The organism is Bradyrhizobium iriomotense, from assembly GCF_018129405.1.
Taxonomy (GTDB): Bacteria; Pseudomonadota; Alphaproteobacteria; order Rhizobiales; family Xanthobacteraceae; genus Bradyrhizobium; species Bradyrhizobium iriomotense_B.
This window is the reverse complement of sequence record NZ_JAFCLP010000001.1, coordinates 310,849-326,973: the sequence shown is the minus strand read 5'-3', so window position 1 is coordinate 326,973 and position 16,125 is coordinate 310,849. Positions and strand designations below refer to the sequence as shown.

The window sequence follows — 16,125 nt, the reverse complement described above, 5'->3', positions numbered from 1 at the left end:
TCCCGGCGTACGCGTCCTCTAATGCCGCGTCCAGCTCGTTGAGGAAACGTCATGCCGTCGGAAGTTCGCTCGCCCCGTCTCGCCGTCCTGATCGATGCCGACAACGCCTCCGCAAAGATCGCGGATGGCCTGTTCGAGGAGATTGCCAAGATCGGCGAGGCCAGTGTTCGCCGCATCTACGGCGATTTCTCCAATGCGCGTTCCAGGGGCTGGGCCGACATCCTGTCGAAACATGCGATCATCCCGCAGCAGCAGTTCGCATACACGACAGGAAAGAACGCGTCGGACATTACCCTTGTCATCGACGCGATGGACTTGCTGCACAGCGGACGGTTCGATGGTTTCTGCCTCGTCTCGTCCGACAGCGACTTTACCCGTCTGGCCGCCCGTATCCGAGAGCAGGGCATCGATGTCTTTGGGTTCGGCGAGCAGAAGACGCCGGAAAGCTTCAGGCAGGCCTGCCGAAGGTTCGTCTACACAGAGAACCTGCTTGCCGGCACGACGACCACCCAGGACGCCGCTTCAAGGTCTGCACCGCTTCAGCCGCCCGATGCCGCCACGCCCATCATCAAGAAGGTCATCACCCAGATGGAGAGCGAGGACGGTTGGGTCACGCTCGGAGAAGTCGGGCGGCAGCTTGCAAACTTGGCTTCCGATTTCGATCCGAGGACGTTCGGCTTCCGCAAGCTGAGCGATCTTGTGCGAAAGACGAATTCGTTCGAGATCGATGAGGCAAAGGGCCGGTCGATGCGAATCCGGGTCAAGCCCACTGCCGCACCGCCGCCGCGGCGGCGGAACTCGCGGAGGTCTACAGGGTCGGGGACGGCAGGCAGTTCGGCGCCTAAGACGTAAGCAGAGCCTGCCGTTATATTTGCGCTTGCCCAGTTTGGCGCGGGGCGTAACCATCGCTCGCCCGTAACGCCACGCGAGAGCCCCGATGACCAGACTCACCCGTTTCGCCGTCGCGCCGCTGCACAGCATGACGCGGCGCCTCGCTGATGTCGCGTCGGCCCGCGTCGCGCCTGATCTTGTCATATCGGGCGCGCGGGTGCTCTCGACCTATTCCGAGCGTATCCATCCGGGGCGGGAGGTCTGGATCACAGGCGGCCGCATCGCGGCGGTGAAGCCGGCAGGCACAGCAAAGAAGGCCTGGAGCAACGTTGCGTTGTACGACGCCGCAGGCGGCATCATCGCGCCGGGCCTCGTCGATCCGCACATCCACATCGAATCCTCGATGGTGACGGCCTGCGCCTATGCCGAGGCCGCGCTGCTCAACGGCACCACGACGATCTTCTGCGACAGCCACGAGATCGGCAACGTCATGGACGTCGCCGGCGTCGAGGCGATGCTGGAGGACGCGCGCGAGGCGCCGCTCTCGATCTTCCTGACGGTGCCGAGCACAGTGCCGGCGACCTCGGCCGAGCTGGAGACGGCCGGCGGCGACCTCACGCCGGACAAGATCGCCGGCCTGTTCGACCGCTGGCCCGAGGCGGTGGCGCTCGGCGAGAAGATGGATTTCGTGCCGGTCACGATGGGCGATGAACGCAGCCACGCCATTCTCGCCGCCGCCTTGAAGAGGGGACGTCCGGTGTCCGGCCATGTCTACGGCCGCGAATTCGTCGCGGCCTATGCGGCATCGGGCGTCACCGACACCCATGAGGCGATCGACCGCGACATCGCCGACGATCTGCTCGATGCCGGCGTCTGGGTGTTTTTGCGCGGCGGCCCGCCGACCACGCCCTGGCATTCGCTGCCGCAGGCGATCCGGACGGTCACCGAGCTTGGCGCCTCGCACAAGCGCACGGCCGTGTGCACCGACGACCGCGATGCCGACGATTTGCTGCTGTTCGGTCTCGATTGGGTCGTGCGGGAGGCGGTGAAGGCGGGGATGTCGCCGGAGCAGGCCTGGTCGATGGGCTCGCTGCACGGCGCGACGCGCTTCGGCATCGAGGGCGACATCGGCGGTCTCGGCGGCGGCCGCCGCGCCGACCTCGTTTTGATGGACGACCAGCTCAAGCCGCAATGCACCTGGTATGGCGGTGAGCTCGTGGTCGAGCATCGCAAGATCACGCCGCGTCTCGATCAGGCGCTGTCGCAGCGCTACCAATATCCGAAGGCGGCTTATGCGACCGTGAAGCTGCCGGAGAAGCTGAAGCTGACGCCGGAGCTGCCCGCGAAGGCCTGCACCGTCAACGCAATCAAGACGGCTCTGCCGGGCATCACGCTGATCCACGAGAAGGTCGCGATCGAACCGGCCAAGGACTGGCTGTCGCTGTTTGAACGTTACGGCCTCTGCTTCGTCACGGTGGTCGAGCGCCACGGCAAGTCGGCCGGCAACGTCGCCTACGGTCTGCTGAAGGATTTCGGCCTGAAGCGCGGCGCGGTCGCCTCCAGCGTCGGGCACGACAGCCACAACATCATCGTCGCCGGCACCAACGAGGGTGACATGCGGGTCGCGATCGCCGCCATCAAGGAACAGCAGGGCGGCGTCTGCGTGGTGGCCGACGGCAAGGTGAGGGCGCTGGTTCCGCTGCCGATCGCGGGGCTGCTCTCCGACAAGCGCGTGACCGAGGTGGCCGAAGAGGTGAAGGTGTTGAAGAAGGAATGGGCCGAGGCCGGCTGCACCATCCCCTACATGGGTTTCAATCTGATTCCGCTATCGGTCATTCCGGAAATTCGCATCACCGACAAGGGCCTCGTGCTGGTGCCGCAGATGGAGCTGGCGCCGCTGTTCGAATGAAACGCTTTCACGCGTCGCTTCATCTAACCGATTGAGACAGCCGCGATTTTTCCAACGCTGCCGCATCGTGGAAAATAAAATCGATCTCGTTGAGATCGCTTCTTGCGCACCCGATGATCTCGCTCGCTGACTTAAGCCAAAGCGAGGTCCGATATGGCGAAGATGCGAGCTGTCGATGCGGCCGTGCGTATCCTGGAGAAGGAAGGCATCTCGACGGCCTTCGGTGTTCCCGGGGCCGCGATCAATCCGCTCTATTCGGCGCTGAAGAAGCGCGGTTCGATCCGCCACATCCTGGCGCGCCATGTCGAGGGCGCCTCGCATATGGCCGAGGGCTATACGCGGGCGAAGGCCGGCAATATCGGCGTTTGCATCGGCACCTCGGGGCCGGCCGGCACCGACATGATCACCGGGCTCTATTCGGCGATCGCCGATTCCATTCCGATCCTCTGCATCACCGGCCAGGCGCCGCGCGCGCGGCTCTACAAGGAAGACTTCCAGGCCGTCGATATCGAGTCGATTGCAAAGCCCGTGACCAAATGGGCGGTCACCGTGCGCGAGCCGGCCCTGGTGCCGCGCGTGTTCAGCCAGGCGTTTCACATCATGCGCTCGGGCCGGCCAGGACCGGTGCTGATCGACATGCCGCTCGACGTGCAGCTCGCCGAGATCGAGTTCGACGACGAGACCTATGAGCCGTTGCCGGTCTACAAGCCCACAGCGACGCGCAAGCAGGTCGAGAAGGCGCTGGAGATGCTCAACGCCGCCGAGCGGCCGCTGATCGTCGCGGGTGGCGGCATCATCAATGCCGACGCGTCGGATCTCCTGGTCGAGTTCGCCGAGATCGCCAACGTGCCCGTCGTGCCGACGCTGATGGGATGGGGCGCGATCCCCGACGATCACGTGCTGATGGCCGGCATGGTCGGCCTGCAGACCAGCCACCGCTACGGCAATGCCACGCTGCTTGAATCCGACTTCGTGCTCGGCATCGGCAATCGCTGGGCCAACCGCCACACCGGTTCGGTCGAGACCTACACCAAGGGCCGCAAATTCGTTCACGTGGACATCGAGCCGACCCAGATTGGGCGCGTGTTCAATCCCGATCTCGGCATCGTCTCGGACGCCAAGGCCGCGCTCGAGCTCTTCGTTGCCGTCGCCAGGGAGTGGCGGCGGTCGGGCAGGCTTCGCGAGCGCCAGGCGTGGCCCGCTTCCTGCCGCGATCGCAAGAAGACGATGTTGCGCAAGAGCCATTTCGACAACGTCCCGATCAAGCCGCAGCGCGTCTATGAGGAGATGAACAAGGCGTTCGGCCGCGACACCACCTATGTCACCGTGATCGGCCTGTCGCAGATCGCCGGCGCGCAATTCCTCGGCGTCTACAAGCCGCGCAACTGGATCAATGCGGGGCAGGCGGGCCCGCTCGGCTGGACGCTGCCCGCCGCTCTCGGCGTGCGCGCGGCGTGCCCGGATCGCGAGATCGTCGCTCTCTCCGGCGATTACGACTTCCAGTTCCTGATCGAGGAGCTCGCGGTCGGCGCGCAGTTCAATCTGCCCTACATCCACGTCGTCGTGAACAATTCCTATCTCGGCCTGATCCGCCAGGCTCAGCGCGGCTTCGACATGGACTACCACGTCCAGCTCTCCTTCGAGAACATCAACGCGCCCGAGATCGGCGTCTACGGCGTCGACCATGTCGCGGTGGCCGAGGGCCTCGGCTGCAAGGCGATCCGCGTGACGGATCCGAAGGACACGCAGGCCGCGTTCGCCACCGCGCGCGAATTGATGGCGAAGCACCGCGTGCCCGTGGTGGTCGAGTTCATCCTCGAACGCGTCACCAACATCGCGATGGGCACGGAGATCGACAACATCGTCGAGTTCGAGGAGGTGCTGGATCTGCCGCTCGACGAAGTCGGGACTACACGCGTGTTGCAGCCGGCAGAATAGGGGAGAGCATCATGCCGAAGTTTGCCGCCAACCTCACCATGCTCTTCAACGAGATGCCGTTCCTCGACCGCTTCGCTGCGGCGAAGGCGGCGGGTTTTGCCGGGGTCGAATATCTCTTCCCCTATGATTTCGACAAGGCGCAGCTGCGCGAGCAGCTCGAGGCCCACGGCCTGACGCAGGTGCTGCACAATCTCCCCGCAGGCAATTGGGCGGCGGGCGAGCGCGGCATCGCGATCCTGCCCGACCGCACCGCCGAATTCCGCGACGGCATCTTCCGTGCCATCGACTATGCCAAGGCGCTCGATTGCGAGCAGCTCAACTGCCTCGTCGGCATCGCGCCTGATGGCGCCGACCCGCGCGAGCTTCAGGAGACGTTGGTCGGAAACCTGCGCTTCGCCGCCTCGACGCTGGCGCGGGAGAACATCAAGCTGCTGGTCGAGCCTATCAACACGCTCGACATTCCCGGCTTCTATCTCAACGGCACCGAGCAGGCGGTGCAGTTGATCTCCGAGGTGCGCTCGAACAACCTCTTCATCCAATACGACATCTATCACATGCAGATCATGGAAGGCGATCTCGCCCGCACGATGCAGGAATATCTGCCCCAGATCGCCCACATCCAGCTCGCCGACAATCCCGGCCGCCATGAGCCCGGCACCGGCGAGATCAACTATCCCTTCCTGTTCCGCCACCTCGACGCGATCGGTTATCGCGGCTGGATCGGCTGCGAATACAAGCCGCGCACCACGACGCTGGAAGGCCTGTCCTGGCACGCGGCACAGACCTTCGAGACGTGAGGACATCCTGATATGATCGACATCGGCTTCATCGGACTTGGCACCATGGGACGGCCGATGGCCGGCCACCTCCTGGCCGCGGGCCATCGCGTATTCCTGCATGACGTCGCGCCGGTCGCGGCTGAGCTGATCTCTGCGGGCGGCATCGCCTGCAAATCGGCCAAGGAGGTGGCAGAGAAGGCGGACGCCGTCATCATCATGGTGCCGGATACGCCGCATGTGGAGGCAGTGCTGTTCGGCAAGGACGGCGTTGCGAGCGGCATCTCCAAGGGCAAGATCGTCGTCGACATGAGCTCGATCTCGCCGCTGGCGACGAAGGAGTTTGCGAAGAGGATCGAGGCGCTCGGCGCCGATTATCTCGACGCGCCTGTCTCGGGCGGGGAGGTCGGGGCGAAAGCTGCGAGCCTCACCATCATGGTCGGCGGGCCCGAGCGGGCCTTTGGCACCATGAAGCCGGTCTTCGACAAGATGGGCAAGAACGTCACGCATGTCGGCGCCAACGGCGACGGCCAGACCACGAAGGTCGCCAACCAGATCATCGTCGCGCTGACGATCGAGGCCGTGAGCGAAGCGCTGCTGTTTGCATCGAAAGCCGGTGCGAATCCCGCGCTGGTGCGCAAGGCGCTGATGGGCGGGTTCGCCTCGTCGCGAATTCTCGAGGTGCACGGCGAGCGCATGGTGAAGCGCAATTTCGATCCGGGATTCCGCATCGAGCTGCACCAGAAGGATCTCAACCTCGCGCTCGAAGGCGCGCGCGCACTGGGCCTCTCGCTGCCGAGCACGGCGGTGGCGCAGCAATTGTTCTCGTCCTGCACTGCGCATGGTGGCAAGGCCTGGGATCATTCGGCCATGGTGCGGGCGCTGGAACTGATGGCAGGCCACGAGATCGCCGCGGCCTGAACTGTTACGCGGTAACAGTCTCCAGACGTGTGATGCATCTTTCGTCGCAGGGGAACCGGAACAATGCTCCGGCCCTGCGGGTTGACGATGCACAACAATCACTGGAGGCGTAAGGATATGAAAACCCGTCTTGCGATTACGTTGGCTGCCGCGTCGCTGCTGGCGTCGAGTGCGGCCTTTGCCCAGTCGACCACCGAACAGGGCGCCAGGGACGGCGCGCGTGCGGGCGGCGACATCGGCGGCCCGATCGGCGCGATGGTCGGCGGCACCGTCGGTGCGGCCGTCGGCGCAGGCCTCGAAATTCCGAATGCGGTGCTCGGCGGAATCCCGCGCGATCGCTCCGTCGTGGTTCACGAGCGCGTCGTCGTCGGCGAGCCGCTGCCTCCGACCGTGGTGTTGCGGCCGGTGCCGAACTACACCGAGTATCGCTATGCCGTCGTGAACGATCGCCGCGTGATCGTCGAGCCGCGCACGCGCCGCGTCGTCAAGATCATCGACTGATCGGCGCAATACGGTCTTTGAAGAGTTGGGCCCTGCGGAGCATCGCTCCGCGGGGCCTCAGCTTGTGAGGGCCGAATTTGCGCGAAACCGGGTCATGACCCAATCGGCGACCGCGGCGAGTGCAAAGCCGATGCAGGCGGTGCCGGCATCGACCAGAAAATCCTCCAGTCGCGCATGGCGTCCCGGCGCCCAGAATTGCATCAACTCGAGCAGGCCGATCAGGATCACCGAGACGGCCGCCACTGCCAGGCGCCGCTGCCGGTAGGCGAGGCCGAAGGCCAGCCCGACAAGGATGAAGGCCAGCGCATGCTCGCCGTCCTGGCCGAGATCGGAATGGGGCCGCAGGCCCGGAGGCCCGAGCGTTGCAAAGCTGACGGCGGCGGCGAGCAGCCAGGCAAAGAAACGAACAAAAATGGACATCCGGTGCCGATAGCACGGAATCGCGACCGCCTGTTGCGGCGCGAGGATCAGATCGCCGTGTAGTTAATGACGAAACGTTAAAGTGGCTCGCGCACGCCGAGGCCGTGCATGAAGCGCTCCCGGATCTGCACGGGATCGCGCCGGGTCGTGCCGACGCCCGGCTTGTCGTCGATGCGGACCGCGATCAGGCTCGGCTCGGAGGCCGACATGGCCTCGTCGACCAGCCGCTCGAAATCCTCCTCGTCCGCGGCCCAGGTGCTGTTGGCGAGCCCCGAAGCGGTTGCGATGCCGACGATGTCGGCGACCCCTGCCGCCGGCGTCGGCTGCGCGCCGGTGATCTGATAGATGCCGTTGTCCATCACGATCATGATCAGGTTCTTCGGCTTCAACGCCGCGATCGTCGAGAGCGCGCCGAGCTGCATGAGAAGCGAGCCGTCGCCTTCGAGCGCGAACACGCGGCGGTCGGGCTGCGCCAGCGCCACCCCGAGCGCGATCGGGAAGGCGAGGCCCATGCTGCCGAGCATGTAGAAATTCTGCGGGCGGTGGCCGGCGGCCCAGAGGTCGAAATTGGTGTTGCCGATGCCGCCGATCACGGCTTCCTCGTGCTGGAGCTTTGCAATCAGCCGCGAGGTCACATCGAACCGGTTCATCACCTTGGTGTTGCCAGTGTTCATGGCGGCGCTCACTTGTCGAAGACCTTGCCGCCCGTGAGCAGCGGGTTGAGGATCAGGGCCACCGGCGCCTGCGTCGTGACGGCCTGCTTGATCGAGCGGTCGGCAATGAATTCAAGCTCGTCGAGCCGGGTGATGGTGTGGTGCTCCAGCGCCAGCGAATCCAGCACCGGGCGCATGGTGCGGCAGACCAGCGACTGGCCGTAGTTGAACTCGCCGAGCGTGCCGCGCTCGGAGACGAACATGATCAGCGGGATCTGGTAGGGCACTGCGAGCGAGGCCAGCACGTTGGCGAGCGTGGCAAAGCCGGAGGTCTGCATTAGCACCGCGCCGCGCCGTCCGCCCATCCAGGCGCCGGAGACGATGCCGACGGCCTCTTCCTCGCGCGCGGTGGCGAAGGTGGTGAAGAAGGGATCGGCATGCAAATTCTTGATCAGCGGCGTCAGCACGCGGTCGGGCACGTAGGGGATCAGGCTGACCTCGTTCCGCTTCAGCGTTTGCAGGACAATGCCATGCCAGCTTCTGTCGCTCGTCCCCTGCGTCTGTTGTTCCGCAATCGCCATTGCGTTCTCCCTTGAGCCGCGCATGCTTCTTGTTCTGGCCGTCGCGGCGGTCTGCCGAACTTGACGCAGGCAGCGGGATTGTCAACATGCCCGGGCCGGCACCGTGATCTGCGCCAGACGGCCTGCCGTGGCCGGCGCCGCCATGGCATAAGCGGGCAACCAGAAAACGGGAGGGGCACGGACGGGCGCGCATCGCGCTGACCTTGCGGATCTCCCACGAGAGAGCCGGAAGGGTCCTGATGTCCGTCAACAGCAAGCGCGTCGTCTACTCCAATTATTTGGCCAATCCGATCTATATCGACATCCTGAAGGCGCGGCCCGACGTCCGGCTGGATCGCATCGAGAACGGGAGCCCTGAAGATGTCTATGCGCCGCTCCTGGGCGCGGCCCATGTCTATCAAATCGGCGCCGCCCGCGATGAGCTCGCTCCGCATTTTCATGTCGATGCCGCCCTCCTGAAGCGCACGCCGAATTTACTGCTGGTCTCCAGCAACGGTGCCGGCTTCGATCCGGTCGACGTCGAGGCCTGCACGGCCGCCGGCGTCGTGGTCGTCAACCAGTCCGGCGGCAACGCCCATTCCGTCGCCGAGCACGCGCTGGCGATGATGCTGACGCTGTCCAAGCGCATCATCCAGTCCGATCGCCGCCTGCGCCGGGAGCGCGACGTCAACCGCAACGAGCTCGTCGGCAACGAGGTCGAGCACAAGACCGTCGGCATCATCGGCCTCGGCAATGTCGGCCGCCGCATCGCCGCGCTGTGCAAGGGCCTGCTCGGCATGAAGGTGCTGGCCTATGATCCGTATCTCACCGCCGAAGTGATGGCCGAGCGGGGCGGCGAGAAGGTCGAGCTCGACGAGCTGCTGCGCCGCGCCGATTTCGTCTCGATCTCCTGCCCGCTGAACAAGGGCAGCCGCAACATGATCAGCACGCGCGAATTCGCGTTGATGCAGCCGCATGCCTACTTCGTCACCACGGCGCGCGGCTTCATCCACGACGAGGACGCGCTGCTGCAGGCGCTGCGCGACAAGCGCATCGCCGGCGCCGGCCTCGACGTCTGGTCCAAGGAGCCGCCGCCGCCGGAGCATCCGCTGCTCCAGCTCGACAACGTGCTGGCGAGCCCGCACACCGCCGGCGTCACGATCGAGGCGCGCCAGAACATGGGCCGCATCGCCGCCGAGCAGGTGCTCGAGACGCTCGACGGCAAGCGTCCGCCGCGCATCATCAATCCCGAGGTCTGGCCGCACTATGCCGAGCGCTTCAAGCAGGCCTTTGGCGTGACGCCGGGGTAGGGCGCTATTGCGCTCCAATCATTGGTTACCACGATGAAAATGCAAAGCGGGGCATCTTATCGATGGCGTGAATGAACGCGTATGATCTGTCCTGTAGATCAGGGGCATGAGCATATTTTCGATTGCGACATCCGGACTTTCTGCGGCGAGCTTGCGCGTGAGCGTGGCCGCGAGCAACATCGCCAATGCGAACACGACCGGTCCGCTACCCGGGTCGGGCGCGTCGGCCGGTGCGGGCAGCTCGGGCATTGCCCCGACGTTTCCCGCGGCCTATGTGCCGTTGCGGGTCGATCAGGTCGCCCAATCGAGCGGCTCCACGCCTGGCGGAACGGTTGCGACCGTATCGATGGTGTCCCCGAGCTTCACTGCACAATCCGACCCAGGCGCTCCCTTCGCCAACCAGGATGGTCTGGTCGCCGCGCCGAATGTCGATCTCGTCGGCGAATTCGTTGAGCTGGAAACCGCAAAGTACAGCTTCATTGCCAATGCGAAGGTCATTCAGGCCTACGCGGAAACGACCGACACACTCCTCGACATCAAGACGTAACGGCTGACGCAGGGGTAACGCGCCTACCCCAGCTTCGCGCCGAGCTGCCGAAACACGGCCTCGCAAGTCATGAGATCGAGATGGCCGCCGCCCGCGTTCTTGAAGAACGTGAGATCGGACGGTGAGGTTCGCCCATGCACGCGGCCGCCGGCAAGGTCGTAGAGATCGCCGAGAACATCTGTCTTGCTGATCGCACCGCTTGCGATCGGTTGCAGGATGTCGCCGACGCCGTGGAACGCGGATTCCCGCCGGTCCACGAAGACACGGGACATCTTCGCCGCGTCGTCGTCAGCCTCGCGCGTCTGCGGCGTGTAGCCGCCGACGAGGTCCAGATGCGTGCCCGGCCGCAGGTTCTTGCCCTTGATCAGCGGTTGATGCGCGCGGGTGCAGGTGGTGATGTCCATCGCCGCCAGCGGCCGCCCATGCCTCTTCCAGGGCCGCGATGAGGATCGGAAAGGTCAGAACTTTCGTGACTTCGGTATCGGAGACAAAGTGCAAGGCAAAATCCTCATGGGCGGCCGGCACTTGGCCTTAAATCTGCGCGGTGGGTTCCGCAACGAATCTTCCGCCGGGACTCGACAGCCTTGATCCGCGTCAAAATCTCCTTCCCCCGTCCGGCCTAAATGGGATTAGAGTGCTGCCGGGGGGCGCAGGAGGTCCCATGTCAACTTTTGTGGTCAAGTTCATGAAGGACGTGCTCGGCGAGTACGGCCGGCAGTGCGAAGTCTGCCAGGGCACGCTCGAGATCGACGCCGCCGACGAGGACGAGGCCAGGGAACAGGCGAAGGCGAGGTTCTGCAAGGACCAGGCGTTGCATCACTGGTCACTGCATGCCGACCGCATCCATGTGAGACCGGCCGATTTTCCGTCGTGAGGCCTCTTGTTTGAGCATGATCTCCGCGCAAACGTATTCCGCGTTTGTCGCGAAGGAAATCGCTGCACACTTTTCCGGATCATGCCCTACCGGCCGGGCGCCGTGACGGGCGGGGGCGCCGTCGTTCCCGCGCCGAGCGACCGTTGCACCATGACGGTGTCGGACCAGCGGCCGTGGCGATAGGCGACGCCGCCGAGCAGGCCGGCGCGCGCGAAGCCGAACTTCTCGTGCAATGCCAGCGAGGGCCCGTTGTCGGCGTCGATATAGCCGATCATCTGGCGAAAGCCGGCCGCCGCGCAGGCATCGATCAATTCCTGCAGCAGAAGCCGCCCGACCCCGCGGCCGAGATGCGCGTGGTGGACGTAGATCGAATGCTTGGCGGTGTAGCGATAGGCCGGACGCTTACGGAACAGCACGGCATAGGCATAGCCGACGACCTCGCCGCGATAGGTCGCAACCAGATGCGGCAGGCGGGTCTGCTTCAAATTCTTGCGGCGGTCGCGCAAATCGTCCGGCTCCGGCGCACCGGTTCCCTCGACATCGCGCGGCACGCCATTGCGGACGTGATGGCGGTAGATCGCCAGCATGGCTTGGACATCGCTCTCGCGTGACGGCCGGATCAGGACGGGTTCGTCACTGGCGCGCGCAGCTGTTTCGTTCATCGGCACCTACTCGGCAACGACGTAAGTATAGAGCCCGATGCGCCCCTGGGCATCGATCTCCTTGTAGACGCCCTGGATCTCGACGTCGAAGCCCGGGAAGGTGTTGAAGCAGCTCTCGAACATCTTGAGATAATCGATCATGGGCTTGGCCCGTTCCGTCAGCCGCTCGCCGGGCACGACGGTGGCGATGCCGGGCGGATAGACCACGAAGGGCGTGGTGGCGATGCGGCCCGCGATCGCCTCGATCGGGAGGTAGTCGACGTCGTTCTTGAACAGATAGCGCGCGGCATCGCGCGGCGACATCGCGATCTCGGGCATGTGCTCGGGCATGAACTGCCGGGCCTGGAGCGCGCTGACATCGGCGGCGCGGAAGAAGCGGTGCATGTCGCCGCAGAGGTCGCGCAGGCGCACGCCGGCATAGCGCGTTTGCCGCCGCTGATGAAATTCCGGGATCGCGTCGGCCAGCAGCGCATTGTCGTCATGCAGCCTCTTGAACGCGACGAGACCGGAGATCAGCGTGCCGGCCTTGCTCGCCTCGACGCCGGGGGTGAGCAGGAAGAGCAGGGAGTTGAGATCGTTCTTCTCGGGCACGATGCGGTTCTCGCGCAGATATTGCGCGACGACCGGTGCGGGGATGCCATGCTCGGCATAGGCGCCGGTGGCGCGATCGAATCCGGGCGTGAGCAGCGTCAGCTTGTTCGGATCGGTCATGGCAAAGCCTTCCGCGAGATCGGGAAAGCCGTGCCAGTTGGTATCAGGAGAGAGCTGCCACAGCGCGGGATTGGTGGCGAGTTCGTCGGTGGAGAGGGTCTCCCAGGCGACGTTATGCGCAGCACCGGGGCGGCTGACATCGGGAATGGCGACTCGATCGGGAACGAAGGGTTCGAAGAACCAGCGGCGATCCGGATTTTGCTCCTTCTCCTCGAACTCCCGGCGCATCGCACGGACCTTCTTGCGCAGCTCGATGCCGAGGCGGATCGTGTCGTCCCACAGCACTTCGCCGGAGCGGCCCTTCATCATCTGCGCGCCGACGTCGAGCGAGGCGAACAGCGGGTAGAAGGGCGAGGTCGAGGCATGCTGCATGAAGCTTTCGTTGAAGCGGCGGTGCTCGACGCGCCGCTTCTGGCCGCGGATGTGACGGTCCTTGATGTGAATTTGCGAAGCCTGCGAAAAGCTCGCGAGCTGCTTGTGGGTCGACTGCGTCGCGATGATGCCCGGCGCTTCCGGAGAAAGATTGGCAAGACCCATGGCGAAGCGGCCGGCATAGAGCGGGTGGAATTTCATGAAGCCGGCCCAGGCCTCGTCGAACAGGATGTAGTCGCAGAGATGGCCGATGCGCTTGATGATCATCTCGGCGCTGTGGATCGAGCCGTCATAGGTGCACTGCTCGACCACGGCGACGCGGAACGGCCGCTCCTTGCGCCAGGCGTCGCGATCCTTCACGAGCGGATGGTTGCGGATCGCCTCGCGCAGGGTCTTCTCGTCGAGCATGTCCCAGCGCATCGGGCCGATCAGGCCCCAGGCGTTGCGGACTGTCGGCACGTAGACCGGGATGCCGCCATTGATCATCAGCGCGCCGTGATGGGCGGCCTTGTGGTTGTTGCGGTCGAACAGCACGAGATCGCCGTCGGTGACGAGGGCGCCGAGCGCGACCTTGTTGGAGGTCGAGGTGCCGTTGAGCACGAAATAGGTCTTTTCCGCGCCGAAGATTGCGGCGGCTTCCTTCTGCGCCTTCAGCGCCGGCCCCTCATGAGTGAGGAGGTCGCCGAGGTCGAGCACGGAATTGTCGAGATCGTCGCGGAACACGGATTCGCCGAGATGCTCGACGAACACGCGCCCGATCGGGCTGCGGTTGTAGAACACGCCGCCATTGTGGCCCGGACAGGTCCAGAGCTGGTTGCCTTCCTCGGCATAGTCGACCAGCGCGCCGAAGAACGGCGTCTTCAGCGTCTCGGCATATTGCTTGAGCCGGCTGATCAGGTTCTTGGCGATGAAGGGGGGAGTCTCCTCGGACAGGAAGACATAGCCGTCGATGAAATCGAGCACCTCGACCGGCAGGTCCTCGAAGCGCTTGCGCCGGATCAGCAGGATGATCGGGAAGTCGAGGCCGCGGCGGCGCATCAAATTGATCAGCGCCGAGGTCTTGCCCTCCAGCCCCTTCTTGCCCCAGTCCACCACCATGCAGCCGATCGCGGCGTCGGTCTGCACCGCCATCTCGGCGTCCTCCAGCTTGCGGGCCCGGACCACCTCGAAGCCGGAGCGCTGGATCTCCTCGATGATCTGGTTGAAGCGGACGCCCTCGAGGTCGTCGGCGTCGAACATGGGTGCTGCGAACAGGAAGTTGAAGCGCTTGAAATAGTCCATGGTTCATCCCGAATGTGCCAGGGGATACAGCTCTCGGCACATTCGATGACAGTTGGATGACAGTGCAGCGGGATGGCGTCCGCTAGCGCTTCACCTCGCCGAACACCACCGTCGGCACCGTGCGGTTGACGATCTCGCGCAGTGCGAAGCTCGATTGCACCCGGGCGACGCGTGGCAGGCGCGACAGCTCGGTGCGGTGAATGCGTTCGAAATCCTGGATGTCGCGCGCGAGCACGATCAGGATGTAGTCGTCGGTGCCCGACATCAGGAAGCAGCGCACGACAGAGGGGCACTTCCCCACTTCCGCCTCGAATGCTTTCAGCGCCTCGTCGCTCTGGCTCTCCAGTGCGATACGGACCAGCACCGTCGTGGTGAGGCCGAACTGCGTCAGATCGAGCGCGGCCTGGTAGGCCTGGATGTAGCCGTCGTCCTCCAGCGCCTTCTGCCGTCGCGCCAGCGCCGTGCTCGACAGCCCGACCTTGTTGGCGAGTTCGGTGTGGCTGGCCCGCGCGTTGGTCGTGAGTTCCGCGAGGATGGCGAGGTCTTTCCGGTCCAGGGCCAAAGTTTTGTTTCCAGCGTGAAAGGATGTTTCTGCGCCGGAAACCGGCGCGCAGCTCGCCAGACTAGCGGATATTTGCACGAAACCAAACCGGCCCTCTCGCTACGATCAACAGCGGAATCAATTTGTTGGCGAAGGAGCGGAAGATGCACGTCGGTGTTCCCAGGGAGATCAAGGTGCAGGAATATCGCGTCGGGCTCACGCCGGGCGCGGTCCGTGAATATGTCGCCGCCGGGCATCAGGTGACGGTCGAGACCGGCGCCGGCAACGGCATCGGCGCCTCCGACGAGGTCTATCGGCGGGCAGGGGCTGCGATCGCCGAGAGCGCCCGCGACATCTTCGCCAAGTCCGACATGATCGTGAAGGTGAAGGAGCCGCAGCGAAGCGAATGGGCTCAGCTCCGCGAAAGCCAGATCCTGTTTACTTACCTTCATCTTGCGCCGGATCCCGAACAGGCCAAGGGCCTGCTTGCTTCCGGCTGTACGGCGATCGCCTATGAAACCGTCACCGACGCGGCCGGAAACCTCCCCCTGCTCGCGCCGATGAGCGAAGTCGCCGGCCGCCTTGCCATCGAGGCAGCCGGCGCCGCGCTCAAGCGGTCGGCCGGCGGCCGCGGTCTGCTGCTTGGCGGCGTCCCCGGCGTGCAGCCGGCGCGTGTCGTCATTCTCGGCGGCGGCGTGGTGGGAACACAGGCGGCGCGCATGGCCGCGGGCCTCGGCGCCGAAGTCACGGTGATCGATCGCTCCATACCCCGGCTGCGGCAGCTCGACGATCTCTTTATCGGACGCGTGCGGACGCGCCTTTCCACCATCGAGTCGGTCGAGGAGGAGGTGTTCGCCGCCGACGTCGTGATCGGCGCGGTGCTGGTGCCGGGCGCAAGTGCGCCGAAACTCGTCACGCGCGCGATGCTGAAATCGATGCGACCGGGCGCCGTGCTGGTCGACGTCGCGATCGACCAGGGCGGCTGCTTCGAGACCTCGCACCCGACTACGCATGCGGAGCCGACCTACGAGGTCGACGGCGTCGTGCATTATTGCGTCGCCAACATGCCGGGCGCGGTACCGGTGACCTCGAGCCAGGCGCTGAACAACGCGACACTGCCGTTCGGCCTGATGCTCGCGAACAAGGGCTTTGCCGCGGTGCTGGAGAACCCGCATCTGCGCAACGGCCTGAACGTCCATCGCGGCCGCATCACCAACAAGGCGGTGGCGGAGAGCCTGGGGCTGGAGTTTGCGCCGGTGGAGAGCGGGCTGGCGGCGTAGCTTTCTTCCTTCTCCCCTTGCGGGAGAAGGTGGCGCGA

The 16,125-nt window shown here is 64.9% G+C and carries 17 protein-coding genes; 10 read left to right on the top strand and 7 right to left on the bottom strand.

Going from position 1 to position 16,125, the window contains the following annotated elements; all coding sequences use genetic code 11:
- Positions 1–51 precede the first annotated feature (51 nt).
- The 6 genes from JQ592_RS01325 to JQ592_RS01300 all read left to right on the top strand — a co-directional run bounded on the left by JQ592_RS01325 (position 52) and on the right by JQ592_RS01300 (position 6,876).
- Entirely contained in the window at positions 52–852 is an 801-nt protein-coding gene (locus JQ592_RS01325; protein WP_211401123.1) for an NYN domain-containing protein, read from the top strand.
- An 85-nt stretch (positions 853–937) separates the two neighbouring features.
- Complete coding sequence (locus tag JQ592_RS01320; protein WP_211401122.1) at positions 938–2,740, top strand: adenine deaminase C-terminal domain-containing protein; 1,803 nt, start codon at positions 938–940, stop codon at positions 2,738–2,740.
- 153 nt (positions 2,741–2,893) lie between these two features.
- The gene (gcl, locus tag JQ592_RS01315; protein ID WP_211401121.1) at positions 2,894–4,678 is read left to right on the top strand and encodes a glyoxylate carboligase; all 1,785 of its coding nucleotides are present in this window, start codon (positions 2,894–2,896) and stop codon (positions 4,676–4,678) included.
- An 11-nt stretch (positions 4,679–4,689) separates the two neighbouring features.
- Positions 4,690–5,475 carry a hydroxypyruvate isomerase gene (gene hyi / locus JQ592_RS01310; protein ID WP_211401120.1) on the top strand — a complete coding sequence of 262 codons (786 nt, stop codon included), beginning with the start codon at positions 4,690–4,692 and terminating at the stop codon, positions 5,473–5,475.
- A 12-nt stretch (positions 5,476–5,487) separates the two neighbouring features.
- Positions 5,488–6,375 (top strand): 2-hydroxy-3-oxopropionate reductase, encoded by an 888-nt coding sequence (locus tag JQ592_RS01305; protein WP_211401119.1) that lies wholly within the window; start codon positions 5,488–5,490, stop codon positions 6,373–6,375.
- A gap of 117 nt (positions 6,376–6,492) precedes the next feature.
- Positions 6,493–6,876: a DUF1236 domain-containing protein gene (locus JQ592_RS01300; protein WP_211401118.1), complete on the top strand. Its 384-nt coding sequence runs from the start codon at positions 6,493–6,495 to the stop codon at positions 6,874–6,876.
- Positions 6,877–6,933: 57 nt separating this feature from the next.
- Here the strand turns inward: JQ592_RS01300 and JQ592_RS01295 are convergent, their stop codons facing one another.
- The 3 genes from JQ592_RS01295 to JQ592_RS01285 all read right to left on the bottom strand — a co-directional run bounded on the left by JQ592_RS01295 (position 6,934) and on the right by JQ592_RS01285 (position 8,530).
- Positions 6,934–7,296 carry a VanZ family protein gene (locus JQ592_RS01295; RefSeq protein WP_211401117.1) on the bottom strand — a complete coding sequence of 121 codons (363 nt, stop codon included), beginning with the start codon at positions 7,294–7,296 and terminating at the stop codon, positions 6,934–6,936.
- Positions 7,297–7,373: 77 nt separating this feature from the next.
- The gene (locus tag JQ592_RS01290) at positions 7,374–7,970 is read right to left on the bottom strand and encodes a thiamine pyrophosphate-dependent enzyme (protein WP_211401116.1); all 597 of its coding nucleotides are present in this window, start codon (positions 7,968–7,970) and stop codon (positions 7,374–7,376) included.
- A gap of 8 nt (positions 7,971–7,978) precedes the next feature.
- Positions 7,979–8,530, bottom strand: coding sequence for a thiamine pyrophosphate-binding protein (locus JQ592_RS01285; RefSeq protein WP_211401115.1), 552 nt, complete (start codon positions 8,528–8,530; stop codon positions 7,979–7,981).
- 239 nt (positions 8,531–8,769) lie between these two features.
- On the opposite strand from JQ592_RS01285, the gene JQ592_RS01280 reads away from it, so the two are divergent.
- Complete coding sequence (locus tag JQ592_RS01280) at positions 8,770–9,819, top strand: hydroxyacid dehydrogenase (RefSeq protein ID WP_211401114.1); 1,050 nt, start codon at positions 8,770–8,772, stop codon at positions 9,817–9,819.
- A gap of 106 nt (positions 9,820–9,925) precedes the next feature.
- Complete coding sequence (locus tag JQ592_RS01275) at positions 9,926–10,366, top strand: flagellar basal body rod protein FlgC (RefSeq protein ID WP_211401113.1); 441 nt, start codon at positions 9,926–9,928, stop codon at positions 10,364–10,366.
- 23 nt (positions 10,367–10,389) lie between these two features.
- On the opposite strand, the gene JQ592_RS01270 is transcribed toward JQ592_RS01275, so the two are convergent.
- Positions 10,390–10,770 (bottom strand): hypothetical protein, encoded by a 381-nt coding sequence (locus JQ592_RS01270; protein WP_246820080.1) that lies wholly within the window; start codon positions 10,768–10,770, stop codon positions 10,390–10,392.
- Positions 10,771–11,027: 257 nt separating this feature from the next.
- Here JQ592_RS01270 and JQ592_RS01265 point away from each other — a divergent pair, with 257 nt between their 5' ends.
- Complete coding sequence (locus JQ592_RS01265; RefSeq protein ID WP_183241215.1) at positions 11,028–11,240, top strand: hypothetical protein; 213 nt, start codon at positions 11,028–11,030, stop codon at positions 11,238–11,240.
- An 86-nt stretch (positions 11,241–11,326) separates the two neighbouring features.
- On the opposite strand, the gene JQ592_RS01260 is transcribed toward JQ592_RS01265, so the two are convergent.
- The 3 genes from JQ592_RS01260 to JQ592_RS01250 all read right to left on the bottom strand — a co-directional run bounded on the left by JQ592_RS01260 (position 11,327) and on the right by JQ592_RS01250 (position 14,828).
- Positions 11,327–11,902, bottom strand: coding sequence for a GNAT family N-acetyltransferase (locus JQ592_RS01260; protein WP_211401112.1), 576 nt, complete (start codon positions 11,900–11,902; stop codon positions 11,327–11,329).
- Positions 11,903–11,908: 6 nt separating this feature from the next.
- On the bottom strand, positions 11,909–14,266 hold the full coding sequence (locus JQ592_RS01255; RefSeq protein ID WP_211401111.1) for an Orn/Lys/Arg decarboxylase N-terminal domain-containing protein: 2,358 nt from the start codon (positions 14,264–14,266) through the stop codon (positions 11,909–11,911).
- Between the two features lie 82 nt (positions 14,267–14,348).
- Entirely contained in the window at positions 14,349–14,828 is a 480-nt protein-coding gene (locus tag JQ592_RS01250) for an Lrp/AsnC family transcriptional regulator (RefSeq protein ID WP_211401110.1), read from the bottom strand.
- 143 nt (positions 14,829–14,971) lie between these two features.
- On the opposite strand from JQ592_RS01250, the gene ald reads away from it, so the two are divergent.
- Entirely contained in the window at positions 14,972–16,087 is a 1,116-nt protein-coding gene (gene ald / locus JQ592_RS01245) for an alanine dehydrogenase (protein WP_211401109.1), read from the top strand.
- Positions 16,088–16,125: the final 38 nt, after the last annotated feature.

Bases quoted from the DNA above. Each gene is read 5' to 3' on its own strand.
- JQ592_RS01325 (WP_211401123.1), top strand. From the start codon at position 52: ATGCCGTCGGAAGTTCGCTCGCCCCGTCTCGCCGTCCTGATCGATGCC.
- JQ592_RS01320 (WP_211401122.1), top strand. From the start codon at position 938: ATGACCAGACTCACCCGTTTCGCCGTCGCGCCGCTGCACAGCATGACG.
- gcl (WP_211401121.1), top strand. From the start codon at position 2,894: ATGGCGAAGATGCGAGCTGTCGATGCGGCCGTGCGTATCCTGGAGAAG.
- hyi (WP_211401120.1), top strand. From the start codon at position 4,690: ATGCCGAAGTTTGCCGCCAACCTCACCATGCTCTTCAACGAGATGCCG.
- JQ592_RS01305 (WP_211401119.1), top strand. From the start codon at position 5,488: ATGATCGACATCGGCTTCATCGGACTTGGCACCATGGGACGGCCGATG.
- JQ592_RS01300 (WP_211401118.1), top strand. From the start codon at position 6,493: ATGAAAACCCGTCTTGCGATTACGTTGGCTGCCGCGTCGCTGCTGGCG.
- JQ592_RS01295 (WP_211401117.1), bottom strand. From the start codon at position 7,296: ATGTCCATTTTTGTTCGTTTCTTTGCCTGGCTGCTCGCCGCCGCCGTC.
- JQ592_RS01290 (WP_211401116.1), bottom strand. From the start codon at position 7,970: ATGAACACTGGCAACACCAAGGTGATGAACCGGTTCGATGTGACCTCG.
- JQ592_RS01285 (WP_211401115.1), bottom strand. From the start codon at position 8,530: ATGGCGATTGCGGAACAACAGACGCAGGGGACGAGCGACAGAAGCTGG.
- JQ592_RS01280 (WP_211401114.1), top strand. From the start codon at position 8,770: ATGTCCGTCAACAGCAAGCGCGTCGTCTACTCCAATTATTTGGCCAAT.
- JQ592_RS01275 (WP_211401113.1), top strand. From the start codon at position 9,926: ATGAGCATATTTTCGATTGCGACATCCGGACTTTCTGCGGCGAGCTTG.
- JQ592_RS01270 (WP_246820080.1), bottom strand. From the start codon at position 10,770: ATGGACATCACCACCTGCACCCGCGCGCATCAACCGCTGATCAAGGGC.
- JQ592_RS01265 (WP_183241215.1), top strand. From the start codon at position 11,028: ATGTCAACTTTTGTGGTCAAGTTCATGAAGGACGTGCTCGGCGAGTAC.
- JQ592_RS01260 (WP_211401112.1), bottom strand. From the start codon at position 11,902: ATGAACGAAACAGCTGCGCGCGCCAGTGACGAACCCGTCCTGATCCGG.
- JQ592_RS01255 (WP_211401111.1), bottom strand. From the start codon at position 14,266: ATGGACTATTTCAAGCGCTTCAACTTCCTGTTCGCAGCACCCATGTTC.
- ald (WP_211401109.1), top strand. From the start codon at position 14,972: ATGCACGTCGGTGTTCCCAGGGAGATCAAGGTGCAGGAATATCGCGTC.